Source organism: Actinosynnema sp. NPDC091369, assembly GCF_044757065.1.
Taxonomy (GTDB): domain Bacteria; phylum Actinomycetota; class Actinomycetes; order Mycobacteriales; family Pseudonocardiaceae; genus Actinosynnema.
In genome coordinates, this window is the sequence record NZ_JBIVUG010000005.1 from 365,044 (window position 1) to 384,707 (window position 19,664).

General features: G+C 73.3%; 15 protein-coding genes. 5 read left to right on the forward strand and 10 right to left on the reverse strand.

Annotation, left to right across the window (positions count from 1 at the left end; translation table 11 throughout):
• The first annotated feature begins 63 nt into the window (after positions 1-63).
• The 5 genes from ACIQMJ_RS21605 to surE all read left to right on the forward strand — a co-directional run bounded on the left by ACIQMJ_RS21605 (position 64) and on the right by surE (position 8,024).
• Positions 64-1,110: an LLM class flavin-dependent oxidoreductase gene (locus ACIQMJ_RS21605; protein ID WP_499763067.1), complete on the forward strand. Its 1,047-nt coding sequence runs from the start codon at positions 64-66 to the stop codon at positions 1,108-1,110.
• A gap of 149 nt (positions 1,111-1,259) precedes the next feature.
• The gene (locus ACIQMJ_RS21610; protein ID WP_499762791.1) at positions 1,260-5,048 is read left to right on the forward strand and encodes a Pls/PosA family non-ribosomal peptide synthetase; all 3,789 of its coding nucleotides are present in this window, start codon (positions 1,260-1,262) and stop codon (positions 5,046-5,048) included.
• Positions 5,045-6,316 carry a M1 family metallopeptidase gene (locus ACIQMJ_RS21615; protein ID WP_499762792.1) on the forward strand — a complete coding sequence of 424 codons (1,272 nt, stop codon included), beginning with the start codon at positions 5,045-5,047 and terminating at the stop codon, positions 6,314-6,316. The genes ACIQMJ_RS21610 and ACIQMJ_RS21615 overlap by 4 nt, the downstream gene beginning before the upstream one ends.
• A 50-nt stretch (positions 6,317-6,366) precedes the next feature.
• The gene (locus ACIQMJ_RS21620) at positions 6,367-7,287 is read left to right on the forward strand and encodes a PfkB family carbohydrate kinase (RefSeq protein ID WP_499763068.1); all 921 of its coding nucleotides are present in this window, start codon (positions 6,367-6,369) and stop codon (positions 7,285-7,287) included.
• Positions 7,284-8,024, forward strand: a complete 741-nt coding sequence (surE, locus tag ACIQMJ_RS21625) for a 5'/3'-nucleotidase SurE (RefSeq protein WP_499762793.1) — start codon at positions 7,284-7,286, stop codon at positions 8,022-8,024. The genes ACIQMJ_RS21620 and surE overlap by 4 nt, the downstream gene beginning before the upstream one ends.
• Here the strand turns inward: surE and ACIQMJ_RS21630 are convergent.
• The 10 genes from ACIQMJ_RS21630 to ACIQMJ_RS21675 all read right to left on the reverse strand — a co-directional run bounded on the left by ACIQMJ_RS21630 (position 8,021) and on the right by ACIQMJ_RS21675 (position 19,664).
• A complete protein-coding gene (locus ACIQMJ_RS21630) occupies positions 8,021-8,158 on the reverse strand; it encodes a hypothetical protein (protein WP_499762794.1) in 138 nt (45 codons plus the stop codon). The two genes, surE and ACIQMJ_RS21630, sit on opposite strands and share 4 nt — an antisense overlap.
• A 120-nt stretch (positions 8,159-8,278) precedes the next feature.
• Positions 8,279-10,504 (reverse strand): rhamnogalacturonan lyase family protein, encoded by a 2,226-nt coding sequence (locus ACIQMJ_RS21635; RefSeq protein ID WP_499762795.1) that lies wholly within the window; start codon positions 10,502-10,504, stop codon positions 8,279-8,281.
• A 176-nt stretch (positions 10,505-10,680) separates the two neighbouring features.
• Positions 10,681-11,721 carry a LacI family DNA-binding transcriptional regulator gene (locus tag ACIQMJ_RS21640; protein ID WP_499762796.1) on the reverse strand — a complete coding sequence of 347 codons (1,041 nt, stop codon included), beginning with the start codon at positions 11,719-11,721 and terminating at the stop codon, positions 10,681-10,683.
• Positions 11,722-11,871: 150 nt separating this feature from the next.
• Positions 11,872-13,899 (reverse strand): bifunctional aldolase/short-chain dehydrogenase, encoded by a 2,028-nt coding sequence (locus ACIQMJ_RS21645; protein WP_499762797.1) that lies wholly within the window; start codon positions 13,897-13,899, stop codon positions 11,872-11,874.
• Complete coding sequence (rhaI, locus tag ACIQMJ_RS21650; protein WP_499762798.1) at positions 13,896-15,080, reverse strand: L-rhamnose isomerase; 1,185 nt, start codon at positions 15,078-15,080, stop codon at positions 13,896-13,898. Before rhaI ends, ACIQMJ_RS21645 begins: the two co-directional genes overlap by 4 nt.
• A gap of 18 nt (positions 15,081-15,098) precedes the next feature.
• Positions 15,099-15,419, reverse strand: coding sequence for an L-rhamnose mutarotase (locus tag ACIQMJ_RS21655; protein ID WP_499762799.1), 321 nt, complete (start codon positions 15,417-15,419; stop codon positions 15,099-15,101).
• 81 nt (positions 15,420-15,500) lie between these two features.
• On the reverse strand, positions 15,501-17,324 hold the full coding sequence (locus ACIQMJ_RS21660; RefSeq protein WP_499762800.1) for a DUF6807 family protein: 1,824 nt from the start codon (positions 17,322-17,324) through the stop codon (positions 15,501-15,503).
• Positions 17,321-17,857, reverse strand: coding sequence for a hypothetical protein (locus tag ACIQMJ_RS21665; RefSeq protein WP_499762801.1), 537 nt, complete (start codon positions 17,855-17,857; stop codon positions 17,321-17,323). The genes ACIQMJ_RS21660 and ACIQMJ_RS21665 overlap by 4 nt, the downstream gene beginning before the upstream one ends.
• Entirely contained in the window at positions 17,854-18,714 is an 861-nt protein-coding gene (locus ACIQMJ_RS21670) for a carbohydrate ABC transporter permease (RefSeq protein ID WP_499762802.1), read from the reverse strand. The genes ACIQMJ_RS21665 and ACIQMJ_RS21670 overlap by 4 nt, the downstream gene beginning before the upstream one ends.
• Positions 18,711-19,664: a carbohydrate ABC transporter permease gene (locus tag ACIQMJ_RS21675; RefSeq protein WP_499762803.1), complete on the reverse strand. Its 954-nt coding sequence runs from the start codon at positions 19,662-19,664 to the stop codon at positions 18,711-18,713. Before ACIQMJ_RS21675 ends, ACIQMJ_RS21670 begins: the two co-directional genes overlap by 4 nt.

The window sequence follows — 19,664 nt, forward strand, 5'->3', positions numbered from 1 at the left end:
GCTAGCAAGATGTTGACGCGTCATCAATGTCCGCGCTAGATTGTTGATGTGTCCACAAAAGGAATGCAGCTCGGCGTCTACAGCTTCGGCGACCGGCACCCCGACCCGGTGACGGGCGAGCGCGTGCCGGTCGCGGACAAGCTCGCGCAGACCGTGGAGCGGATCAGGCTGGCCGACGAGCTGGGTTTGGGCTTCTACGGGCTGGGCGAGCACCACCTGGCCGACTACTCGATCTCCAACCCCGGCACGGTGCTGGCCGCCGCCGCGAGCGTCACCTCGCGGATCACGTTGAGCAGCGCGGTCACCGTGCTCAGCACCGAGGACCCGGTGCGGGTCTACCAGCAGTTCACGACGCTCGACCAGCTCAGCCGGGGCCGGGCGGAGCTGCTGGCCGGGCGCGGGTCGTTCACCGAGTCGTTCCCGCTGTTCGGCGCGAGCCTGGAGGACTACGACGAGCTGTTCGAGGAGAAGCTCGCACTGCTGCTGCGGCTGGACCGGGAGGACCCGATCACGTGGTCGGGGAAGTTCCGGGCCCCGCTGGAGAACGCCCACGTGCACCCGCGCCCCTACGGCGAGCGGCTGCGGATCTCGGTGGGGACCGGAGGCAACCCGGAGTCCTCGATCCGCGCCGGGCTCCTCGGGCTGCCGGTGGTGTACGCGATCATCGGTGGCGAGCCGGAGCGGTTCGCGCCGCTGGTCGACGTGTACCGGCAGGCGGGCGAGGCGGGCGGGCACGACGCCGGTGGGCTGAACGTGACGATGAGCGCGATCGGCCTCGTCGCGCGCCGTTCGCAGGACGCCAAGGACGCGTTCTACCCGTACTGGCTGGAGACGATGAAGTACGGCTCGCGGGCGCGCGGCTGGCCCGTGCCGTCGCGGGCGGAGTACGACGCGTGGACGCGCGGGGCGCGGTCGATCTTCGCGGGCAGCCCGCAGGAGGTCGCGGAACGCCTGATCTCGGTGGGACGCCTGGTGGGCGCCGACCGCTACGCCCTGCAGATGGACTGGTCCGGCGTGCCGCACCACCTGGTGATGGAGGCGATCGAGCTGCTCGGCACCGAGATCATGCCGTTGGTGCGCAAAGAACTTGGTCCATCCACTGTGGAGTGATCGACGGAGATCCGGTGGTGTTGCAGGGTGTGACACCACCCACTCGCGGTCGCGTGGGCGCGACGGGCACGTGAATCCCCGGTAAAGTCGCAGGTCGGCGTTTTCTTGGAGGACTTCACTGTGCGATTTCGTTCCCCCGGTGCCAGTCGGTGACCCTCGCCCCCGACACCGCACTGCCCACGCTGATCGACACGCCGGCGGTGTTCCGCGCCGGCTCCGCCGCCCCTGAGCGCACCCTGGTCGACGTGCTGGCCGACACCGCGCGCCGGCACCCCCACTCCCCCGCGCTGGACGACGGCACGACCTCGTTGACGTACCGGGAACTCGTGGACGAAGCAGCGACGCGGGCACGCGCCCTGGCCGCGGCCGGCATCGGCGTCGGCGACCGGGTCGGCGTGCGCGTCCCGTCCGGCACCGTCGACCTCTACCTCGCGGTGCTGTCCGTGCTCACGGCGGGCGCGGCGTACGTGCCCGTCGACGCCGACGACCCGGACGAGCGCGCGGAGCTGGTGTTCGGCGAAGCCGGCGTGTGCGCGGTCCTCACCGACGGCCTGCGGCCGCGCGGCACGCCCATGGGGCTCGTGGGGGCTCCGGGACCGGACGACGACGCGTGGATCATCTTCACCTCCGGCTCCACGGGCAAGCCGAAGGGCGTCGCGGTCTCGCACCGCTCGGCCGCCGCGTTCGTGGACGCCGAGGCGCGCCTGTTCCTCGCCGACGACCCGATCGGGCCGGACGACCGGGTGCTGGCGGGCCTGTCCGTCGCGTTCGACGCCTCCTGCGAGGAGATGTGGCTCGCGTGGCGGCACGGCGCGTGCCTGGTGCCCGCACCGCGCGCCCTGGTCCGCACGGGTTTCGACCTGGGTCCGTGGCTGGTCGAGCGCGAGGTGACGGTGGTGTCCACCGTGCCGACGCTCGCCGCGCTGTGGCCGGTGGACGCGCTGGACGACGTGCGGCTGCTGATCTTCGGCGGCGAGGCGTGCCCGCCGGAGCTCGCCGAGCGGCTGGCAGTCGACGGTCGCGAGGTGTGGAACACCTACGGACCGACCGAGGCGACCGTGGTGGCGTGCGCGGCGCCGTTGACCGGCCGCGGCCCGGTGCGGATCGGGCTGCCGCTGGACGGCTGGGAGCTGGCCGTGGTCGACCCGGCCGGCGTGCCGGTGCCGATGGGCGGTTCCGGCGAACTGGTGATCGGCGGTGTCGGCCTGGCCCGCTACCTGGACCCGGCCAAGGACGCGGACAAGTTCGCCCCGCTGCCGGCCCTGGGGTGGGACCGCGCCTACCGCAGCGGTGACCTGGTCCGCGCCGAGCCCGAGGGCCTGGTGTTCCTGGGCCGGGCGGACGAGCAGGTGAAGCTGGGTGGGCGGCGGATCGAGCTGGGCGAGGTCGACGCGGCCCTCCAGGCGCTGCCCGGGGTCGCGGGTGCGGCTGCCGCGGTGCGCACCACGCGGGCCGGCAACCAGGTCCTGGTCGGGTACGTCGTCGCGTCCGAGGGCTTCGACCAGGCCGACGCGCTGTCCCAGTTGCGTTCCGCGCTGCCCGCGGCCCTGGTGCCGCTGCTGGCCGGCGTGGACGCGCTGCCGACCCGCACGTCCGGCAAGGTGGACCGGGCCGCGCTGCCGTGGCCGCTGCCCGAGCTGGACGCGGCCACGCCGGTCGACGACCTGACCGGGACCGAGCGGTGGCTGGCCGAGCAGTGGTCGCGGCTGCTGGGCACCCGGGTCGGCAACCGCGACGCGGACTTCTTCGCCCACGGCGGCGGCAGCCTGGCCGCGGCCCAGCTGGTCACCGCGATCCGGACGCGCCACCCCAGCGGCTCGGTCCACGACGTCTACCAGCACCCGACGTTGCGCGCGTTGGCCGCGCGGCTGGACGAGCTGAGCGGCCACCGCCGCGCCACGCGCGAGGTCGCGCCCACGCCGCGGCGCACCGGCCTGGTCCAGTCGCTGCTGCTCGTGCCGCTGATGAGCCTGGTCGGCCTGCGGTGGTCGGTGGCGCTGGCCGCGGTCGGCAACGTCGTCGGCTTCACCACGCCCGTGTCGTGGTGGTGGATCGCCGCCGGGTGGCTGCTGTTCGTCAGCCCGCCCGGCAAGGTCCTGATCGCCGCCGGCGGCGCGCGGGTGCTGCTGCGCGGGCTGCGCCCCGGCACGTACCCGCGCGGCGGCGGCGTGCACCTGCGGCTGTGGACCGCCGAGCGGCTGGCGGAGTTCAGCGGCGCGACCGACCTGGCCGGGTCCTGGCTCACGCACTACGCCCGCGCGGTGGGCGCGAAGGTCGGCCCGGACGTGGACCTGCACTCCGCGCCGCCGGTGACCGGCCTGCTCAAGCTCGGCAAGGGCTGCGCGATCGAGCCCGAGGTGGACCTGTCCGGGCACTGGGTGGACGGCGACCGGCTGCACGTCGGCCGCATCCGGGTCGGCGGCGGCGCGGTCGTCGGCGCGCGCAGCACCCTGTTCCCGGGTGCGCGGGTCGGCAAGCGGGCGGAGGTCGCGCCCGGGTCGGGCGTGCTCGGCTCGGTGCCGACGGGCCAGCGGTGGGCGGGCGTCCCGGCGCAGCGCGAGGGCAAGGCGGGCCGGCCCGGTCCGCGCCCGCCGCGGTCGCGGTGGTGGCAGCTCGTCTACGCGGTGACCACGTCGGCGCTGGGGCTGCTGCCGGTGGCGGCGGCCGTGCCGCCGGCGCTGCTGGTCGTGCGCGAGCCCCTGACGCTCGGGTCGGCGATGCTCGCGGTGCCGCCGGCGACGGTGGCGTGGCTGGGTTGCCACGCCCTGCTGGTGCTGGTGTCCGTGCGGCTGCTCGGCCTCGGGCTGCGCGCCGGGACGTACCCGGTGCACAGCCGGGTCGCGTGGCAAGCCTGGACCACCGAACGGCTCATGAACACCGCCCGGGTCGCGCTGTTCCCGCTGTACGCCAGCCTGTTCACGCCGGTGTGGCTGCGGATGCTCGGGATGAGGGTCGGCCGCCGGGTCGAGGCGTCGACCGTGCTCGCCCTGCCGAAGATGACCACGATCGGCGACGGCGCGTTCCTGGCCGACGACACCATGGTCGCCACCTACGAGCTGGGCGGTGGCTGGCTGCGCATCGCCGCGGCACGCGTCGGCAAGCGGGCGTTCCTGGGCAACTCGGGCATGACCGCGCCCGGTCGCGCGGTGCCGAACCGGGGCTTGGTGGGCGTGCTGTCGGCGACGCCGAAGCGGGCCAAGGCGGGCAGCTCGTACCTGGGCATGCCGCCGATGAAGCTGCCGCGCGCGGCGGAGCAGGGCGACCAGAGCCGCACGTTCGACCCGCCGCGGCGGCTGGTCGTGGCGCGCGCTTTGGTCGAGTTGTGCCGGGTCGTGCCGGTGATGTGCCACGTGGCGCTGGTCGTCGGCGTGCTCTTCGCGATCCGCGAGGTGGGGCCGTGGTTGGCCGGGCCGGTGCTGCTCGCGGCCGGTGTGCTGGCGTGCGCGGTGTCCGCGGCGGCGAAGTGGCTGCTGGTGGGCCGGTTCCGGGCGCGGGAGCACCCGCTGTGGAGCGGGTTCGTGTGGCGCAACGAGCTGGCGGACACGTTCGTCGAGGTGCTGGCCGTGCCGTGGCTGGTCGGCCGGGCGGGCGGGTCGCCGGTGATGGCCGCGTGGCTGCGGTCGCTGGGCGCGCGGATCGGCCGCGGCACGTGGGTCGAGTCGTACTGGTTCCCCGAGTCGGACCTGGTGCGGTTGGGCGACGGCGCGACGGTGAACCGGGGGTGCGTGGTGCAGACCCACCTGTTCCATGATCGGATCCTGCGCATGGACCAGGTGGAGTTGGCCGCCGGCGCCACGCTCGGACCGCACGGCATCGTGCTGCCGGGCGCGACGGTCGGCGCGCACGCGGCGGTGGGCCCGGCGTCGTTGGTGATGCGCGGCGAGCACGTGCCCGAGGGCACGCGCTGGCTGGGCAACCCGATCTCCGCCTGGCGATGACCGGCCCCTACCTGCCCGGGCACGGCGATGGCGGCTACCGGGTCGCGCACTACGACCTGGAGCTGGACTACAAACCGCACACCGGCCGGTTGGCCGGGCGGGCGACGCTGTCCGCCGTGGCCGACGGCCCGTGCGCGCGGGTCGTGCTGGACTTCGGCACGTTGACGGTGAACCGGGTGCTGGTGGACGGCAGGCCCGCCCGGCACGTCCACGGCGGGGGCAAGCTGCGGGTGCGCCCGGCCCGGCCGGTGCACGGCCCGTTCACCGTCGAGGTGCGGTACTCGGGGGTGGCCCGCCCGGTCCGCTCCCGGCACTGGGGCGAGCTGGGCTGGGACCAGCTGACCGACGGCGCGCTGGTGGCGAGCCAGCCGATCGGCGCGCCGTCCTGGTTCCCGTGCAACGACCTGGTGCGGGACAAGGCGACCTACCGCGTCTCGGTGACCGCGCCGTCGCCCTACACCGTGCTGGCCAACGGCGTGCCGGTCGAGGTGCGCGCGGGCGGCAGCAGCACGACCTGGGTGTACGAGCAGGCCGAGCCGATGGCGACGTACCTGGCCTCGGTGCAGGTCGGGCGCTACGAACGGCTGCCGCTGGCCGAGGGGCAGGACGTGGCCGCGCCCGCGCGGCTGCTGCGCGCGGCACGCCACGACTTCGCCCGTCAGCCGCGGATGATGGCCGTGTTCGAGGAGCTGTTCGGCCCCTACCCGTTCCGGAACTACCAGGTCGTGGTGACCGACGACGAGCTGGAGGTGCCGGTCGAGGCGCAGGGCATGTCGGTGTTCGGCGCCAACCACGTCGACGGGCGGCGCGGGCACGAGCGGCTGGTCGCGCACGAGTTGGCGCACCAGTGGTTCGGCAACAGCGTCGGCCTGGCCGACTGGCGCGACATCTGGCTGAACGAGGGCTTCGCCTGCTACGCCGAGTGGCTGTGGTCGGAGCGGTCCGGCGGCCCGTCCGCCGCCGCGCACGCCGACCGCGCGCACGCGCGGCTGTCCCGCTCGCCGCAGGACCTCCGCGTCGGTGACCCGGGCGTGGCCGACCTGTTCGACGACCGCGTCTACAAGCGGGGCGCGCTGACCCTGCACGGCCTGCGCGGGGAGCTGGGTGACGCGGCGTTCTTCGGCGTCCTCCGCGAGTGGACCGACGGTCACCGGCACGGCACCGCGACCACGAGCGACTTCGTGGCGCTGGCCCAGCGCCACGCCTCCGGGCCGCTGACCGGGTTCTTCCGCGCCTGGCTGGCCGAACCGCGCCTGCCCGCGCGGTGACACCGCTCCCACCGGGGATTCGATCACGACATAGTGGGTAAATGTCCGTTATGCCCGGTCAAGTAGCGGTGTTCGCGCCCTCCCCCGAGTTGACGGTGACGGTCGAAGAGCTGGACGGCTCGCCCGACATCCACATCCACGCCGGAGGGCAGGGCGTGTGGATCTCGCGCATGATCGAGTCGCTGGGCGCCGAGGTGGTGCTGTGCTCGGCGTTGGGAGGTGAGACCGGGCAGGTGCTGCGGCACCTGATCGGCGTCGAGCTGCGGGCGCGCGACGTCGCCGCCCGCAACGGCGGGTACGTGCACGACCGGCGCGACGGCGGCCGTGACCAGGTGGTGCGGATGCCCGCCGACGCGCTGTCCCGCCACGAGCTCGACGACCTGTACGAGATGACCCTGGTCGAGGCGCTGAACGCGGGCGTCGCCGTGCTCAGCGGACCCGCCGGGCAGGACACGCCGGTGCCCGACTCCGTCTACGAACGGCTCGCCAAGGACCTGCGCGGCAACGGCTGCCAGGTCGTCGTCGACCTGTCCGGCGACCGGCTCGCCGCCGCGCTCGCGGGTGGGCCCACCGTGGTGAAGGTCAGCCACGAGGAACTGGTGTCCGACGGGCTCGCCGCGTCCGACTCCCTGCCCGACCTGGCCGACGGCTGCCGCAAGGTCGCCGAGTGCGGGGCGAGCGCGGTCGTGGTGTCCCGGGCCGCGGAGGAAACCCTGGCCTGGCTCGACGGCGACCTGGTCCTGGTGGAGACGCCGGAGCTGAGCCCGGTCGACACGCGCGGCGGCGGCGACTCCATGACCGCCGGGTTGGCCGCCGGGCTCGCCCTGGGCCGGTCCTTGGCGGAGTCGCTGAAGCTGGGCGCGGCGGCGGGAGTGGTCAACGTGACCCGGCACGGGCTCGGCACCGGCAGCGGCGACGTGGTGCGCGAGCTGGTCGACCGGGTGAAGCTGGTGCCGTGGGAGGACGCATGAGGGTGCTCATCACCAACGACGACGGCATCGACTCGCCGGGGCTGGCCGCGCTGGCCCGCGGCGCGGTCGCGCACGGCTGGACGACCGTCGTCGCCGCGCCGGCGCGCGAGTCCAGCGGCACCAGCGCCGGCCTGACCGCCGCCGAGGACGACCGGCGCGTCCGGGTCGAGCGACGGGAACTGCCCGGGCTGGTCGACGTGCCCGCCTACGCGGTCGCCGCCCACCCGGCCTTCATCGCGCTGGTCGCGTCGCAGGGCGCGTTCGGCGACCCGCCCGACCTCGTGCTGTCCGGGGTGAACCGCGGTGCGAACGTCGGCCGCGCGGTCCTGCACTCCGGCACCGTCGGCGCGGCCCTGACCGCCGCCGTGAACGGCGCGCGCGCCCTGGCGGTGTCGCTGGACGTGGGGCTGGACCTGGACGTGCCGCACCACTGGGACACCGCGGTCGCGGTCGCCGCGACGCTGTTCGACCGGCTCGCCGCCCTGCCCGCCGGGGCGGTGCTCAACCTGAACGTGCCCAACCGGGCCGAGGTGGGTGAGCCGCAACGGGCCGGGCTCGCCGAGTTCGGCGCCGTGCGGACCAGGATCAAGGACAGCGACGACGGCACGATCGCCCTCGCCGCCGTGCTGGTCGAGGACGAGCTGTCCCCCGGCACCGACGCGGCGCTGCTGGCCGACGGCCGGCCGACCGTCACACCGCTGCGGTCGGTCGCCGAGGACCCCGACATCGGGTTCTAGTCGTCCTCCGCGCGCTCCGCCGCCGCCTCGGCCTGCTCGCCGTCGGACCGGCCCAGCGCGTCCTCCGCGCCGTTGACCAGGTCGGGACCGCCCCACTGACGTCCCTCGGCCTGGCCCAGTCTGTGCTTGCCCATGGTGTGACCTCCTCCGATCCCCGGACTGATACCCACTCGCCGGGCACTCCACACCTCGAATGGCCGATGGCCGACCCCCGAGTGAGGTAGACCATCGGCACGCAGCGTGATCGGGAGTGGTCAGCCGGCGTAGTGCACGTCCGGCCACGGCGGGGTGGCCATGCCGTCGCCGATGGGGAAGCTCGGGTGCGGCGGCTGGTTGTAGGCGGTGTTCTGCCACGCGATGGCGACCCGGTACTGGGTGTCGTGCATCAGAGTGGGGATGCGCCGGTCGGTCTGGTTCGGCGTCGAGTAGATCCGCAGCGCCGAGTTGTCCGACGTCCGCCACACCACCTCCTCGCGCCAGTCGCCGAACAGGTCGGCGCTGAGCGCGGGAGTCGCCTTGGTGCCGTTGTTCGACGCCACGCCGGAGCCGGTGAGCAGGCGCGTGTCACCGCTCGTGCCGTACTTGTCGATCCGGGTCTGGTCCAGCAGCTCGCGGGTCGGGTCGCCGTCCCACCAGATGAGGAAGTTCGCCGACGACGGCTTGCGGCCGACGTTCGCGCCGCTGGTGCTGCGCAGGCTGCCGTCCGCCGACGACCACGACTCCGCGCCCGGGCTGCCCGCGTAGATGTCGCCCGACACGCCGCGGCCGTTGTCGCTGCCCGACGCCGTGGTCCACAGCCGCTGCCCGGTGCGGGCGTCGGCGAACCACGAACCCGGCTTCGAGGAGTCCTCCGACACCTTGAAGTACTCCAGGCCCGGCCGGGACGGGTCCAGGTCGCCCAAGTGGGCCGCGTCACCGTGGCCGAGACCCGTCGTCCACAGCCCGCGGCCGTTGTCGTCGATCGCGGCTGCGCCGTAGACGATCTCGTCGCGGCCGTCGGCGTCCACGTCCCCGATGGTCAACGAGTGGTTGCCCTGGCCCGCGTAGGTTCCGTTACCGGACGCGTTGGAGTCGAAGGTCCAGCGCTTGGTCAGGGTGCCGTTGCGGAAGTCCCAGGCGGCGATGACGGCGCGGGTGTAGTAGCCCCGCGCCATGATCAGGCTGGGGCGGGCGCCGTCGAGGTAGGCGGTGCCCGCCAGGAACCGGTCCACCCGGTTGCCGTAGCTGTCGCCCCACGAGGAGACCGTGCCGCGCGGCGGGTCGTAGTTGACCGTGGACATCGCCGCCCCGGTCTGACCGTTGAACATGGTCAAGAACTCCGGGCCGGACAGGATGTAGCCGTCGGAGTTGCGGTAGTCGGCGGAGGCGTTGCCGATCACCGTGCCCCGACCGTCCCGGGTGCCGTCCGCGGTCTTCATGGCGACCTCGGCCCGACCGTCACCGTCGTAGTCGTAGACCTGGAACTGCGTGTAGTGCGCACCCGCCCGGATGTTGCGACCCAAGTCGATGCGCCACAACCGGGTGCCGTCCAAGCGGTAGGCGTCGATGAACACGTTCCCGGTCACACCGGACTGCGAGTTGTCCTTGGCGTTGTCCGGGTCCCACTTGAGCACGAACTCGTAGTCGCCGTCACCGTCCAGGTCGCCCACGCTCGCGTCGTTCGCGCTGTACCCGGAGCCCGGCGACTGGATCGGCACGTCCCGGTAACCCGCGCCGAACGCCAGCGACACCGGCGAAGCGGGCTGCTCGACGCCGTTCACCACGGCGCGCACGGTGTAGGAGGCATCCGCCGCCGCGCCGCCGTCCAGGTAGTTGGTGGACGCGGTGATGGGAGTGGCGTTGAGCTTCGTGCCGCCCCGGTAGACGTTGAAGCCCGTCGACGGGGAGTCACCCGCCACCAGCCGCCAGCTCACCAGGTTGCCGGTACCCGACCGGACGCTGATCAGACCGCGGTCCAGGCGTTCCACCTGCTTGCGGCCCGTCGGATCACCGGCTCCGGGATTGGGGTCCGTCGTTGTCGTGGTGGTCGTCGTGGTGGTGCTGGTGGTGGTGGTCGGGTTGGGGGCTCCGGTGCACGTGGTGCCGTTGAGGGTGAACGACGACGGCGTGCCGACCACGTCACCGGTCATCGTGCCGTTGAACCCGAACGACGCCGTACCGCCGGTGGCGATCTGCCGGTTGTAGTCCACGTTGGACGCGGTCACGCTCGCACCCGAAGCGGTGAACACCGCGTTCCAGCCCTGGGCGAACCGCTCCGAGCCGGGGAACGCCCACTGCAGCGCCCACCCGTCGAGCGGGTCGCCCAGGTTCTTGATCGTGACGGTGGCGGAGAACCCGCCCTGCCACTTGTTCGACACCACGTAGTCGACCCCGCAGCCCGGGGCGGCCGACGCCACCCCGGCGACCACGAGGCCGCCGGTCAGCGCGCCGATCGCCGTGACGGCGCCGAGCGCGCGCACGCGGAACGAGTTGGTGAGCACCGTTGCTCCTCCATCGCAGTTCTGGGAGCGCTCCCAGACGGGATCCGGGTAACGCCCTCGCCCGGCACATGACAGCACCACGCCGGAACGGGTGTCAAGGTGAAACGATTCATCCGCGTCTCGACCCGCCGACGTCCGAAAGGACGCCTAGCTGGACGAAGACGGACTGAAAAGGTTCAATCCCGTGATCGACGCCGCGGCCGCTGCACCCGGCGGCTCGACTCGCGCACGACCAGCTCCGGCGCGAACAGCACGTGCTTGTGCTCGTGCTCGGCCGGCGTCATCGTCTCCGCGATCACCAGCTCGGCGGCCGTGCGGCCGATCAGCTGGCGCGGCTGCCGCACCGACGTGAGCGGCACGGCAGCCGCGGCGGCGAAGTCGATGTCGTCGTAGCCGACGATGGCGATGTCCTCCGGCACCCGGACGCCCGCCCGCACCAGCACCTGGAGCACGCCGAGCGCGAGCAGGTCGTTGGCGCAGAACACCGCGTCCGGACGGGTGGAGCGGGCCAGCAGCTGCTCGGCCGCGCGCTGCCCGGACGCCACGTTGAGCGCCGGGACGCCCAGCTCCTCCAGCACGCCCTCGTCACGGCCCGCCTTGCGCACCGCGTCGACCGCGCCCTCGTGCCGCTGGCGGGCCTGGTGGATGCGCGACGGCCCGTTGACCATCACGATCCGCTCGTAGCCCTCGGCCAGCAGGTGCGTGACGGCCAGCTCGCCGCCCGCCCGGTCGTCCACGGCCACCGCGCACAGGTCCGGGTCGCTGGTCGGGTGGTCGAGCAGCACCACGGACATGCCCCGGTCGCGCAGCCGGCGCACCGCGGCGAGGTCCGTGTCCACGGGCGTGATCAGCACGCCGTGCACCCGCTGCTCGGCCAGCAGCTCCACGTGCCGCGCCTCGCGCTGCGCCGACTCGTCGCTGTTGCACAGGATCACCGCGTGCCCGGCCTCGCTCGCGGTGTCCTCGACACCGCGAGCGACGTCGGTGAAGAACGGGTTGCCCACGTCGAGCACCACGAGCCCGATGGCGCGCGGCGTGCCCGAGCGCAGTTGGCGCGCCGCGTCGTTGCGGACGAAGCCCAGCTCCTCGATCGCGCCCATGACCCGGTCCCGGGTCGCCGGTGCGACGACCTCGGGACGGTTCAGCACGTTGGACACCGTGCCGACGGACACCTTCGCGCGCGTGGCCACGTCGCGGATGCTCACCGGTGACACCACCGCGCCTCCTCGGCGGACTGAAGGTGTGGAGAAGTGGACTCTATCGGCCGGTACCGCTCCCGGTCCGGCGACGGCACACTTCCGATCCTAGCCCGCCCAACCCTGCGTTAAAACGTTTCACCCCCTGATCCGGTGCCGCGGCCCGCCCGGTCATCTCAGGAACGCCGCGGCCACGCCCGCGTCCACCGGGATGTGCGCGCCGGTCGTGTGGGACAGCTCCCCCGCCGTGAGCGCGAACACCGCGTTGGCCACGTGCTCGGGCAGCACTTCCCGCTTGAGCAACGTGCGCTGGGCGTAGAACGCGCCCAGCTCCTCCTCCGGCACCCCGTACACCGCGGCGCGCTGGGCGCCCCAGCCGCCGGCGAAGATGCCCGACCCGCGCACCACGCCGTCGGGGTTGACGCCGTTGACCCGGATGCCGTGCTCGCCCAGCTCGGCCGCCAGCAGCCGGACCTGGTGCGCCTGGTCGGCCTTGGCCGCGCCGTAGGCGACGTTGTTGGGCCCGGCGAAGACGGCGTTCTTCGAAGCGATGTAGACGATGTCACCGCCCATCCCCTGCTCGACCATCGCCTTCGCCGCCGCCTTCGCGACCAGGAACGACCCGCGCGCCATCACCCCGTGCTGGAGGTCCCAGTCGCGGGTCGTGGTCTCCAGCAGCGGCTTGGAGATCGACAGGCCGGCGTTGTTGACCACCAGGTCGACCCCGCCGAACGCCAGGCACGCCTCGGCCACGGCCGCCGTCACGGCGTCCTCGTCGGTCACGTCCGCGACCACGGCCACCGCGGTGTCCGGCCCGAGCTCGTCCGCCACGGCCCGCCCCGCGTCGGCGTCGACGTCCGCGACGACCACGCACGCGCCCTCGGCCGCCAGCCGCAGGGCGATGGCCTTCCCGATGCCCGAGCCCGCGCCGGTCACCAGGGCGACGCGGGTGGCCAGCGGCTTCGGCGCGGGCATGCGCCGGAGCTTGGCCTCCTCCAGCGCCCAGTACTCGATGCGGAACTTCTCCGCCTCGTCGATCGGCGCGTACCGCGACACCGACTCCGCGCCGCGCATCACGTTGATCGCGTTGACGTAGAACTCGCCCGCCACCCGCGCGGTCTGCTTGTCCTTGCCGTAGGAGAACATGCCGACGCCGGGCACCAGCACGATCGCCGGGTCCGCGCCGCGCATCGGCGGCGAGTCCGGGGTGGCGTGGCGCTCGTAGTAGGCGCGGTAGTCCTCGCGGTAGGCCGCGTGCAGCTCGCGCAGCCGTGCCGCCACCTCGTCCAGCGGCGCGGTGGGCGGCAGGTCGAGCACCATCGGCCGGACCTTCGTGCGCAGGAAGTGGTCCGGGCAGGACGTGCCCAGCGCGGCCAGCCGCGGGTGCTCGGCGTGGGCCAGGAAGTCCAGCACCACCTCGGCGTCGGTGAAGTGGCCGACCTGCGGCCGGTCCGTGGACGCCAGTCCGCGCAGCAGCGGTGCCAGGGCGGCGGCACGGGCGCGGCGCTCGTCGGCGGGCAGCGGGTCGTGCAGCTTCGCGCCGAACGGGTCCGGCCGGCCGCGTTCGGCCAGGAATTCGGTGGCCCGGCGGATGATCTCCCGGGACCGCTCCTGGCACTGCGCGGAGGTCGCGCCCCACGCGGTGATGCCGTGCCCGCCGAGGATCACGCCGATCGCCTGAGGGTGCTCCCGGGCGATCGCGGCGATGTCCAGGCCGAGCTGGAACCCGGGACGCCGCCACGGCACCCACAGCACGCGGTCGCCGAACACCTCCTTGGTCAACGCCTCGCCGTCCGCCGCCGCGGCCAGCGCGATGCCCGCGTCGGGGTGCAGGTGGTCGACGTGCGCGGCTTCCACCAGGCCGTGCATGGCGGTGTCGATCGACGGCGCGGCCCCGCCCTTGCCGTGCAGGCAGTAGTCGAACGCCGCCACCATCTCGTCCTCGCGGTCCACGCCGGGGTAGACGTCGACCAGGGCGCGCAGCCGGTCCAGCCGCAGCACGGCCAGGCCGCGCTCGGTCAACGTGCCCAGGTCGCCGCCCGAGCCCTTCACCCACAGCAGCTCGACCGGCGCGCCGGTGACCGGGTCGGTCTCCACGCCCTTGGCCGAGGTGTTGCCGCCCGCGTAGTTCGTGGTCGCCGGGTCCGCGCCCAGCTCGTGCGAGCGGGCCAGCAGTGCCCGCACCTGGTCGTTCGTCACGCGCCCCATCCCGCCTGCTCGCCGCCCACCCGTTCCGCCACGATCCGCTCGCCGTACCCCGACCGGGCGTAGGCGCCCATCGGGTCCGGGTCCAGCCCCATGCCCTCGCGCACGGACGCCACCAGCGGCCGCACGTCGGTGTTGAAGGCGTCCATCAGCACGGCGTTCGCGCCGAGCACGTCACCGGCCGCCTGCGCGGCGGCCAGCGCCTCGCGGTCGACCAGCAGCGCCTTGGCCGTGGCCTCCTGCACGTTCATCACCGACCGGATCTGGCCGGGGATCTTCGGCTCGATGTTGTGGCACTGGTCGAGCATGAACGCCACCCCGGACTCGACCGCGAGCGCGCCGCCGTGCACCACCTCGACCATGATCCGGAACAGCTGGAACGGGTCGGCGGAGCCGACCATCAGGTCGTCGTCGGCGTAGAAGCGGGAGTTGAAGTCGAACCCGCCCAGCCTGCCCGCCCGCAGCAGCACCGCGACGATGAACTCGATGTTGGTGCCCGGCGCGTGGTGGCCGGTGTCGACCACGACCTGCGCCCGCTCGCCCAGCTCCAGGCAGTGCGCGTAGGCCGTGCCCCAGTCCGGCACGTCGGTGGTGTAGAACGCGGGCTCGAACAGCTTGTACTCCAGCAGGATGCGCTGGTTCGGGCCGAGCCGGTCGTAGGTCTCGCGCAGCGCCTCGGCGAGCCGGTCCTGGCGGGCGCGGATGCTGTCCTGGCCGGGGTAGTTGGTGCCGTCGGCGAACCACAGCTTGAGGTCGCGCGACCCGGTCGCGTCCATGATGTCGACGCACTCCAGCAGGTGGTCGACCGCCTTGCGGCGCACCGCCGGGTCGGGCGAGCACACGCTGCCGAGCACGTAGGCGTCGTCCTGGAAGACGTTGGCGTTGATCGTGCCGATCGACACGCCCTCGTCCTGCGCGAACTTGGCCAGTTCGGCGTAGTCGTCGACCGCGTCCCACGGGATGTGCAGCGCCACCGACGGCGCCACGCCGGTGAACCGGTGCACGGTCGCGGCGTCGGCGACCTTCTCGTGCGGTGTGCGCGGCACTCCGCGTTGCGCGAACACCTTGAACCGGGTGCCCGAGTTGCCGAACGCCCAGGACGGCAGCTCGATCCGCTGCCCGGCCAGGGCCTCGGCCACCGCGCCCGTCCCGGGTGCTCCTGTGTTGGTGTCCACTCCGGACTCCTTACCTGCTCAGTCGAGGTGGAAGACCTCGGTCAGCGGCCTCATGGCCTCGTCGGGCTGCCTGCCGTCCAGCGCGGTGAAGAACTCGGCCATCTCGGCCTGCCACCGGTCGTTCACCTCGCGGTCGCGCATCCCGCGCTGGGCGGCGTCCCAGTCCGGGGTCTCCAGGTAGCCGACGAGCAGCCCGTCGTCGGCCAGGAAGAGGCTGTAGTTGCCCCACCCGGTCTCCCGCAGCGCCTGCCGCATCTCCGGCCACACCTCGCGGTGCCGCTCCCGGTACTCCTCCAGCCGCTCCGGGCGGACCCGGAGCAGGAAGCAGACACGTCGCACGCCGACCTCCGAAAATGAAACGTTTCACAGCGACGCTATGGTTGCGCCGCAACGCTTGTCAATGGTCTGGACTATTCGCGGTCACGGCGGCCGCACGCCGTCGTACAACGCGACCTTCACCGCGATCTCACGATCCTGACCCGGCGCGAGCACGACCGGCTCGGCCCAGGCCAGGGCCGAGCCGATGCCCTGGTACTGACCGACCCGCACGAACCACGGGTCGGTCGGGCCGGACACCACCGCCGTCCACGGGTGCGCCGGGTCGGCGACCACGACCGCGAGCCACGGCGCGGTCCGCCCGTTGACCTCCGCCTCCCCCGCGCCGTCGGGCGTGTGGACGCGCACGGACAGCGGGTCGAGGTCGGGCAGCCGCCAGAACCAGCCGCCGTAGCCCGCGCCCTCCCGGCCCTTGCTGCCGGGGCTGTGCAGCACCACGTCCCGCTCGGCGGTCAGCACGCTGGTCCACTCCAGCTCCCAGCCGCCGTCGACCACGCGCCTGCGGACCCGGCGGCGCTCCCGGAGCAGCACCTCCCCCGCCGAGTCGCACCAGGCCAGCTCGCCGGGCCCGGTCTCCTCGACCCGACCCAGCTCCCCCGGCACGTACCCGCGACCGGGCACGTAGTTGCGCCCGCCCCACAGGTTGACGCCGTTGACGTCGGGCAGGGCGAGACCGATCCCCCGGTGCCACGGGTGGTCGTCGGGGTGCTCGCCGGTGACGACGACCCCGCCGAGCGTGCGCACGGGGTGCAGCGCGGGCCGCGGCACGACCAGCGGCAGCCGGACGCCGTCCCAGCCGTACCGGGCCACCCCGGCCAGCGGCGACCACGGCACCTCCAGCTCGGCGAAGGTGCGCAGGTGCTCGGCGGCCTTGGCCACCACGTGGTCGACGCCGTCGACGTCCACCCGCTTGCCGTTGCGGCGCAGCCAGGAGGGGTCGATCGGGGTGGGGTCGGGCGCGGTGCGGACCGCTTCCAGCACCCGGGTGAACGCCCCGGTCGCGGTCAGCGGCGCGTGCAGCGGCACGGCCGGGTCGGCCAGGTGGTCGAGCAGGTTGCGCAGCGGTGAGACGTGCCGGTGGCGCTCCTCGATGCCGTCGATCACCAGCCGGTGCTCGGCGTAGTGCAGCTCGGCGCGCGTGCGGCTGCCGTGCACGACGAGCACGGGGTCGCGCACGACCTCGGCGCACAGCGTCACCGCGACCACGACGACCGTGCCGTTGCGGGTGCGCAGCCGCAGGCACGAGGTGTCGTCGGCCTCGATGTCGCGCGAGCGCAGCAGCTCCAGCTCGATGTCGTGCACGTCGTCCACGCCGGTGCTGCCGTCCAGCGCCAACGCGGTCGCGATGCCGTGCGCGAACGGGTTGGTCAGCGCGCCGTCCACGACCGGCACGCCGTCGAGCGTGCGACGGCCCGCCCAGGGCGCACGGGTGTAGTAGGTGTCGTCACGGGACCACGTGCCGCGCACGCCGATGCCCCGGACCTCGCCCAACGCGCCCGACCGCATCAGCTCGGCCAGCCGGTGCACCGCGTGCGAGCCGAGGCTCTGGAACCCGACCTGGACCACCCGGCCCTCGGACCGGGCGACCAGGTCGTGCCAGTCGACCAACGTCGGCGTGGGCGGTTTCTCCAGCAGCAGGTGCGCGCCGGCGTCCAGCACCCGGTGCGCCAGCGGCACGTGGGTGTGCAGGGGTGTGGACACGATGCCGATGTCCGCGCCACGCATGAGCGCCGACAGGTCGTCGCCCACCGGCCGGTCGCCGACGAGCCGTCGCGCCTCGGCGTCGAGCGGGTGGACCTCGCACACGCCGGTGAGGCGCAGCAGGCCCTCGGCCTCCAGCGCGGCGATCTCCCGCAGGTACAGCCGCCCGTAGCCGGACGCGCCCGCCAGCACGACCCGCGGCGTCACCGGCGCTCCACCGCGACCGCGGCGAGCACCAGCAGGCCCGGCACGACCACGGCGAACGCGGGCGCCTGCGCGACCACGAGGCCGACCACCGCGAGCGCGACCACCAGGTAGGCGTGCCCGACCCAGTCGCGCGACGGCTCGGCCACCAGCGCGGCCCACCGGTCGCCCGGCCGCCACCGCGCCGCCGTCCGCAACAGCACGACCACCACCGCGGCCAGCGCCACCCCGATGACCGGGCCGAGCGCGGCGGCGCCCGGCAGCCCGCCCAGCAACGCCAGCACGTCCAGCGCGCCGACCACGAGCACCGCCGCGGGCAGCGCGAGCGCGAGCGGGTCGCGCACCGCCTGCCCGAGCAACGCGGCGAACCGGCGCGCGGTCGGCGTGCGGCCCTCGTCCACCAGCTCGCGCAGCAGCACGGCGCCGGCCGCCGCGGCGGGCAGCGCGGTCAGCACCGGCAGAGCCGCGACCGTCACCAGCACCCCGATCAGCAGCACCTCGGCCAGTAGCGCCAGGGGCCGCGCCCAGGCGCTCACCCCTTGATCCCGGAGGTCGCCACGCCGTCCACGAGGAAGCGCTGGAACGCCAGGAAGAACAGGCCGATCGGCAGCAGCGCGAGCACCGACATGGCGAACATCGGGCCGAACGCCGACTGCGTGGCCTGGTCGATGAACAGCTGCAACGCCAGCGGCAGGGTGAACTTCTCCGGGTCGTTGAGGTAGATCAGCTGGCTGAAGAAGTCGTTCCAGGTCCAGATGAACGTGAAGATCGCCGTGGTGATCAGCGCGGGCCGCAGCAGCGGCAGGATCACGTGCCGGAACACGCCGACCGGCCCGCAGCCGTCCAGCGTCGCCGCCTCGTCGAGCTCGCGCGGCAGCGAGCGGATGAACTGCACCATGAGGAAGATGAAGAACGCGTCGGTGGCCAGGAACTTCGGCAGCACCAGCGGCCAGAACGTGTTCACCATGTCCAGCTGCTGGAAGATGACGTACTGCGGGATCAGCACCACGTGCTGCGGCATCATGATCGTCATCATCATGAACCCGAACATGGGCCCCCGGCCGCGGAAGTGCAACCGCCCGAACGCGTAGGCCGCGAGCGAGCACGACAGCACGTTGCCGACCACCGCGCCGACCGAGATCACCAGCGAGTTCCAGAAGTAGTGCAGCACCCCGAACTCGCCGACGCCGTCGAACACCTCGGCGTAGTTGCCGCCGGTCGGGTTCCGCGGCAGCAGCGCGAGCGTCGAGATGACCTCCGTCGCGGGCTTGAACGACGTGGACACCAGCCAGATCACCGGGTACAGCAGCACCAGCAGCACACCGACGACCAGGACGTGCCACACCACCCGGCCCGGCGCGAACGGCTTGCGGGACGCGGTCAACGCGCTCAACGGTCCTCCCCCGCGTAGAACACCCAGCGCCGGGCGCTGCGGAACACCAGCGCGGTCAGGATCGCGACCACGGCGAGCAGCACCCAGGCCATCGCCGAGGCGTAGCCCATCCGGAAGTCGGTGAACCCGCGCTGGTACAGGTACAGCGGGTACAGCAGGGTCGAGTCGCTGGGACCGCCGCGCCCGCTGCTCACCACGAACGCCCCGGTGAACGCCTGGAACGCGTGGATCGTCTCCAGCACCAGGTTGAACAGGATCACCGGGGACAGCATCGGCAGCGTGACGCTGAGGAACCGGCGCGCCCGGCCCGCGCCGTCGATGGCCGCCGCCTCGTACAGCTCGCGCGGCACCTGCTTGAGCCCGGCCAGGAAGATGACCATCGGCGCACCGAACTGCCACGCCGCCAGCGCCACCAGCGTGAGCAGGGCGTACTGCGGCTGGTCGACCCACCCGCCCAGGTCCAGGCCGATCGAGGACAGCACCCGGTCCACCGTGCCGTCGGTGGAGAACATCGCCCGCCACGCCAGCGCCACGCTCACGCTGGCGCCCAGCAGCGACGGCGCGTAGAACGCCGACCGGTACAGGCCGACGCCCTTGCGGGCCCGGTTGAGCAGCATGGCCACGGCCAGCGCCAGGCCGAGCTTGAGCGGCACCGAGATCAGCACGTACTTGGTCGTGGTCCAGGCCGCGTGCCAGAACCGCTCGTCGCCGGTGAACATGGTCACGTAGTTCTCGACGCCGATCCAGCCGGGCGCCTCGAACAGGTCGTAGTCGGTGAACGACAGGTACAGCGACGCCGCCATGGGGCCGATGGTCAGCAGCGCCGCGCCGATGATCCACGGCGACAGGAACAGGTACGCCACGCCCTGGCCCCGCCGTCGGCGACCGCCGCGGGCGGTCGTCGACGGCGGGGCGTCGAGCTCGGGCCGGCTCAGCACGGACTGGGTCAT

What these genes read in the sequence shown, in the direction of transcription:
- ACIQMJ_RS21675 (WP_499762803.1), bottom strand. Translation starts at nt 19,664, where the DNA reads ATGACCCAGTCCGTGCTGAGCCGGCCCGAGCTCGACGCCCCGCCGTCG.
- ACIQMJ_RS21620 (WP_499763068.1), top strand. Translation starts at nt 6,367, where the DNA reads ATGCCCGGTCAAGTAGCGGTGTTCGCGCCCTCCCCCGAGTTGACGGTG.
- ACIQMJ_RS21605 (WP_499763067.1), top strand. Translation starts at nt 64, where the DNA reads ATGCAGCTCGGCGTCTACAGCTTCGGCGACCGGCACCCCGACCCGGTG.
- surE (WP_499762793.1), top strand. Translation starts at nt 7,284, where the DNA reads ATGAGGGTGCTCATCACCAACGACGACGGCATCGACTCGCCGGGGCTG.
- ACIQMJ_RS21630 (WP_499762794.1), bottom strand. Translation starts at nt 8,158, where the DNA reads ATGGGCAAGCACAGACTGGGCCAGGCCGAGGGACGTCAGTGGGGCGGT.
- ACIQMJ_RS21615 (WP_499762792.1), top strand. Translation starts at nt 5,045, where the DNA reads ATGACCGGCCCCTACCTGCCCGGGCACGGCGATGGCGGCTACCGGGTC.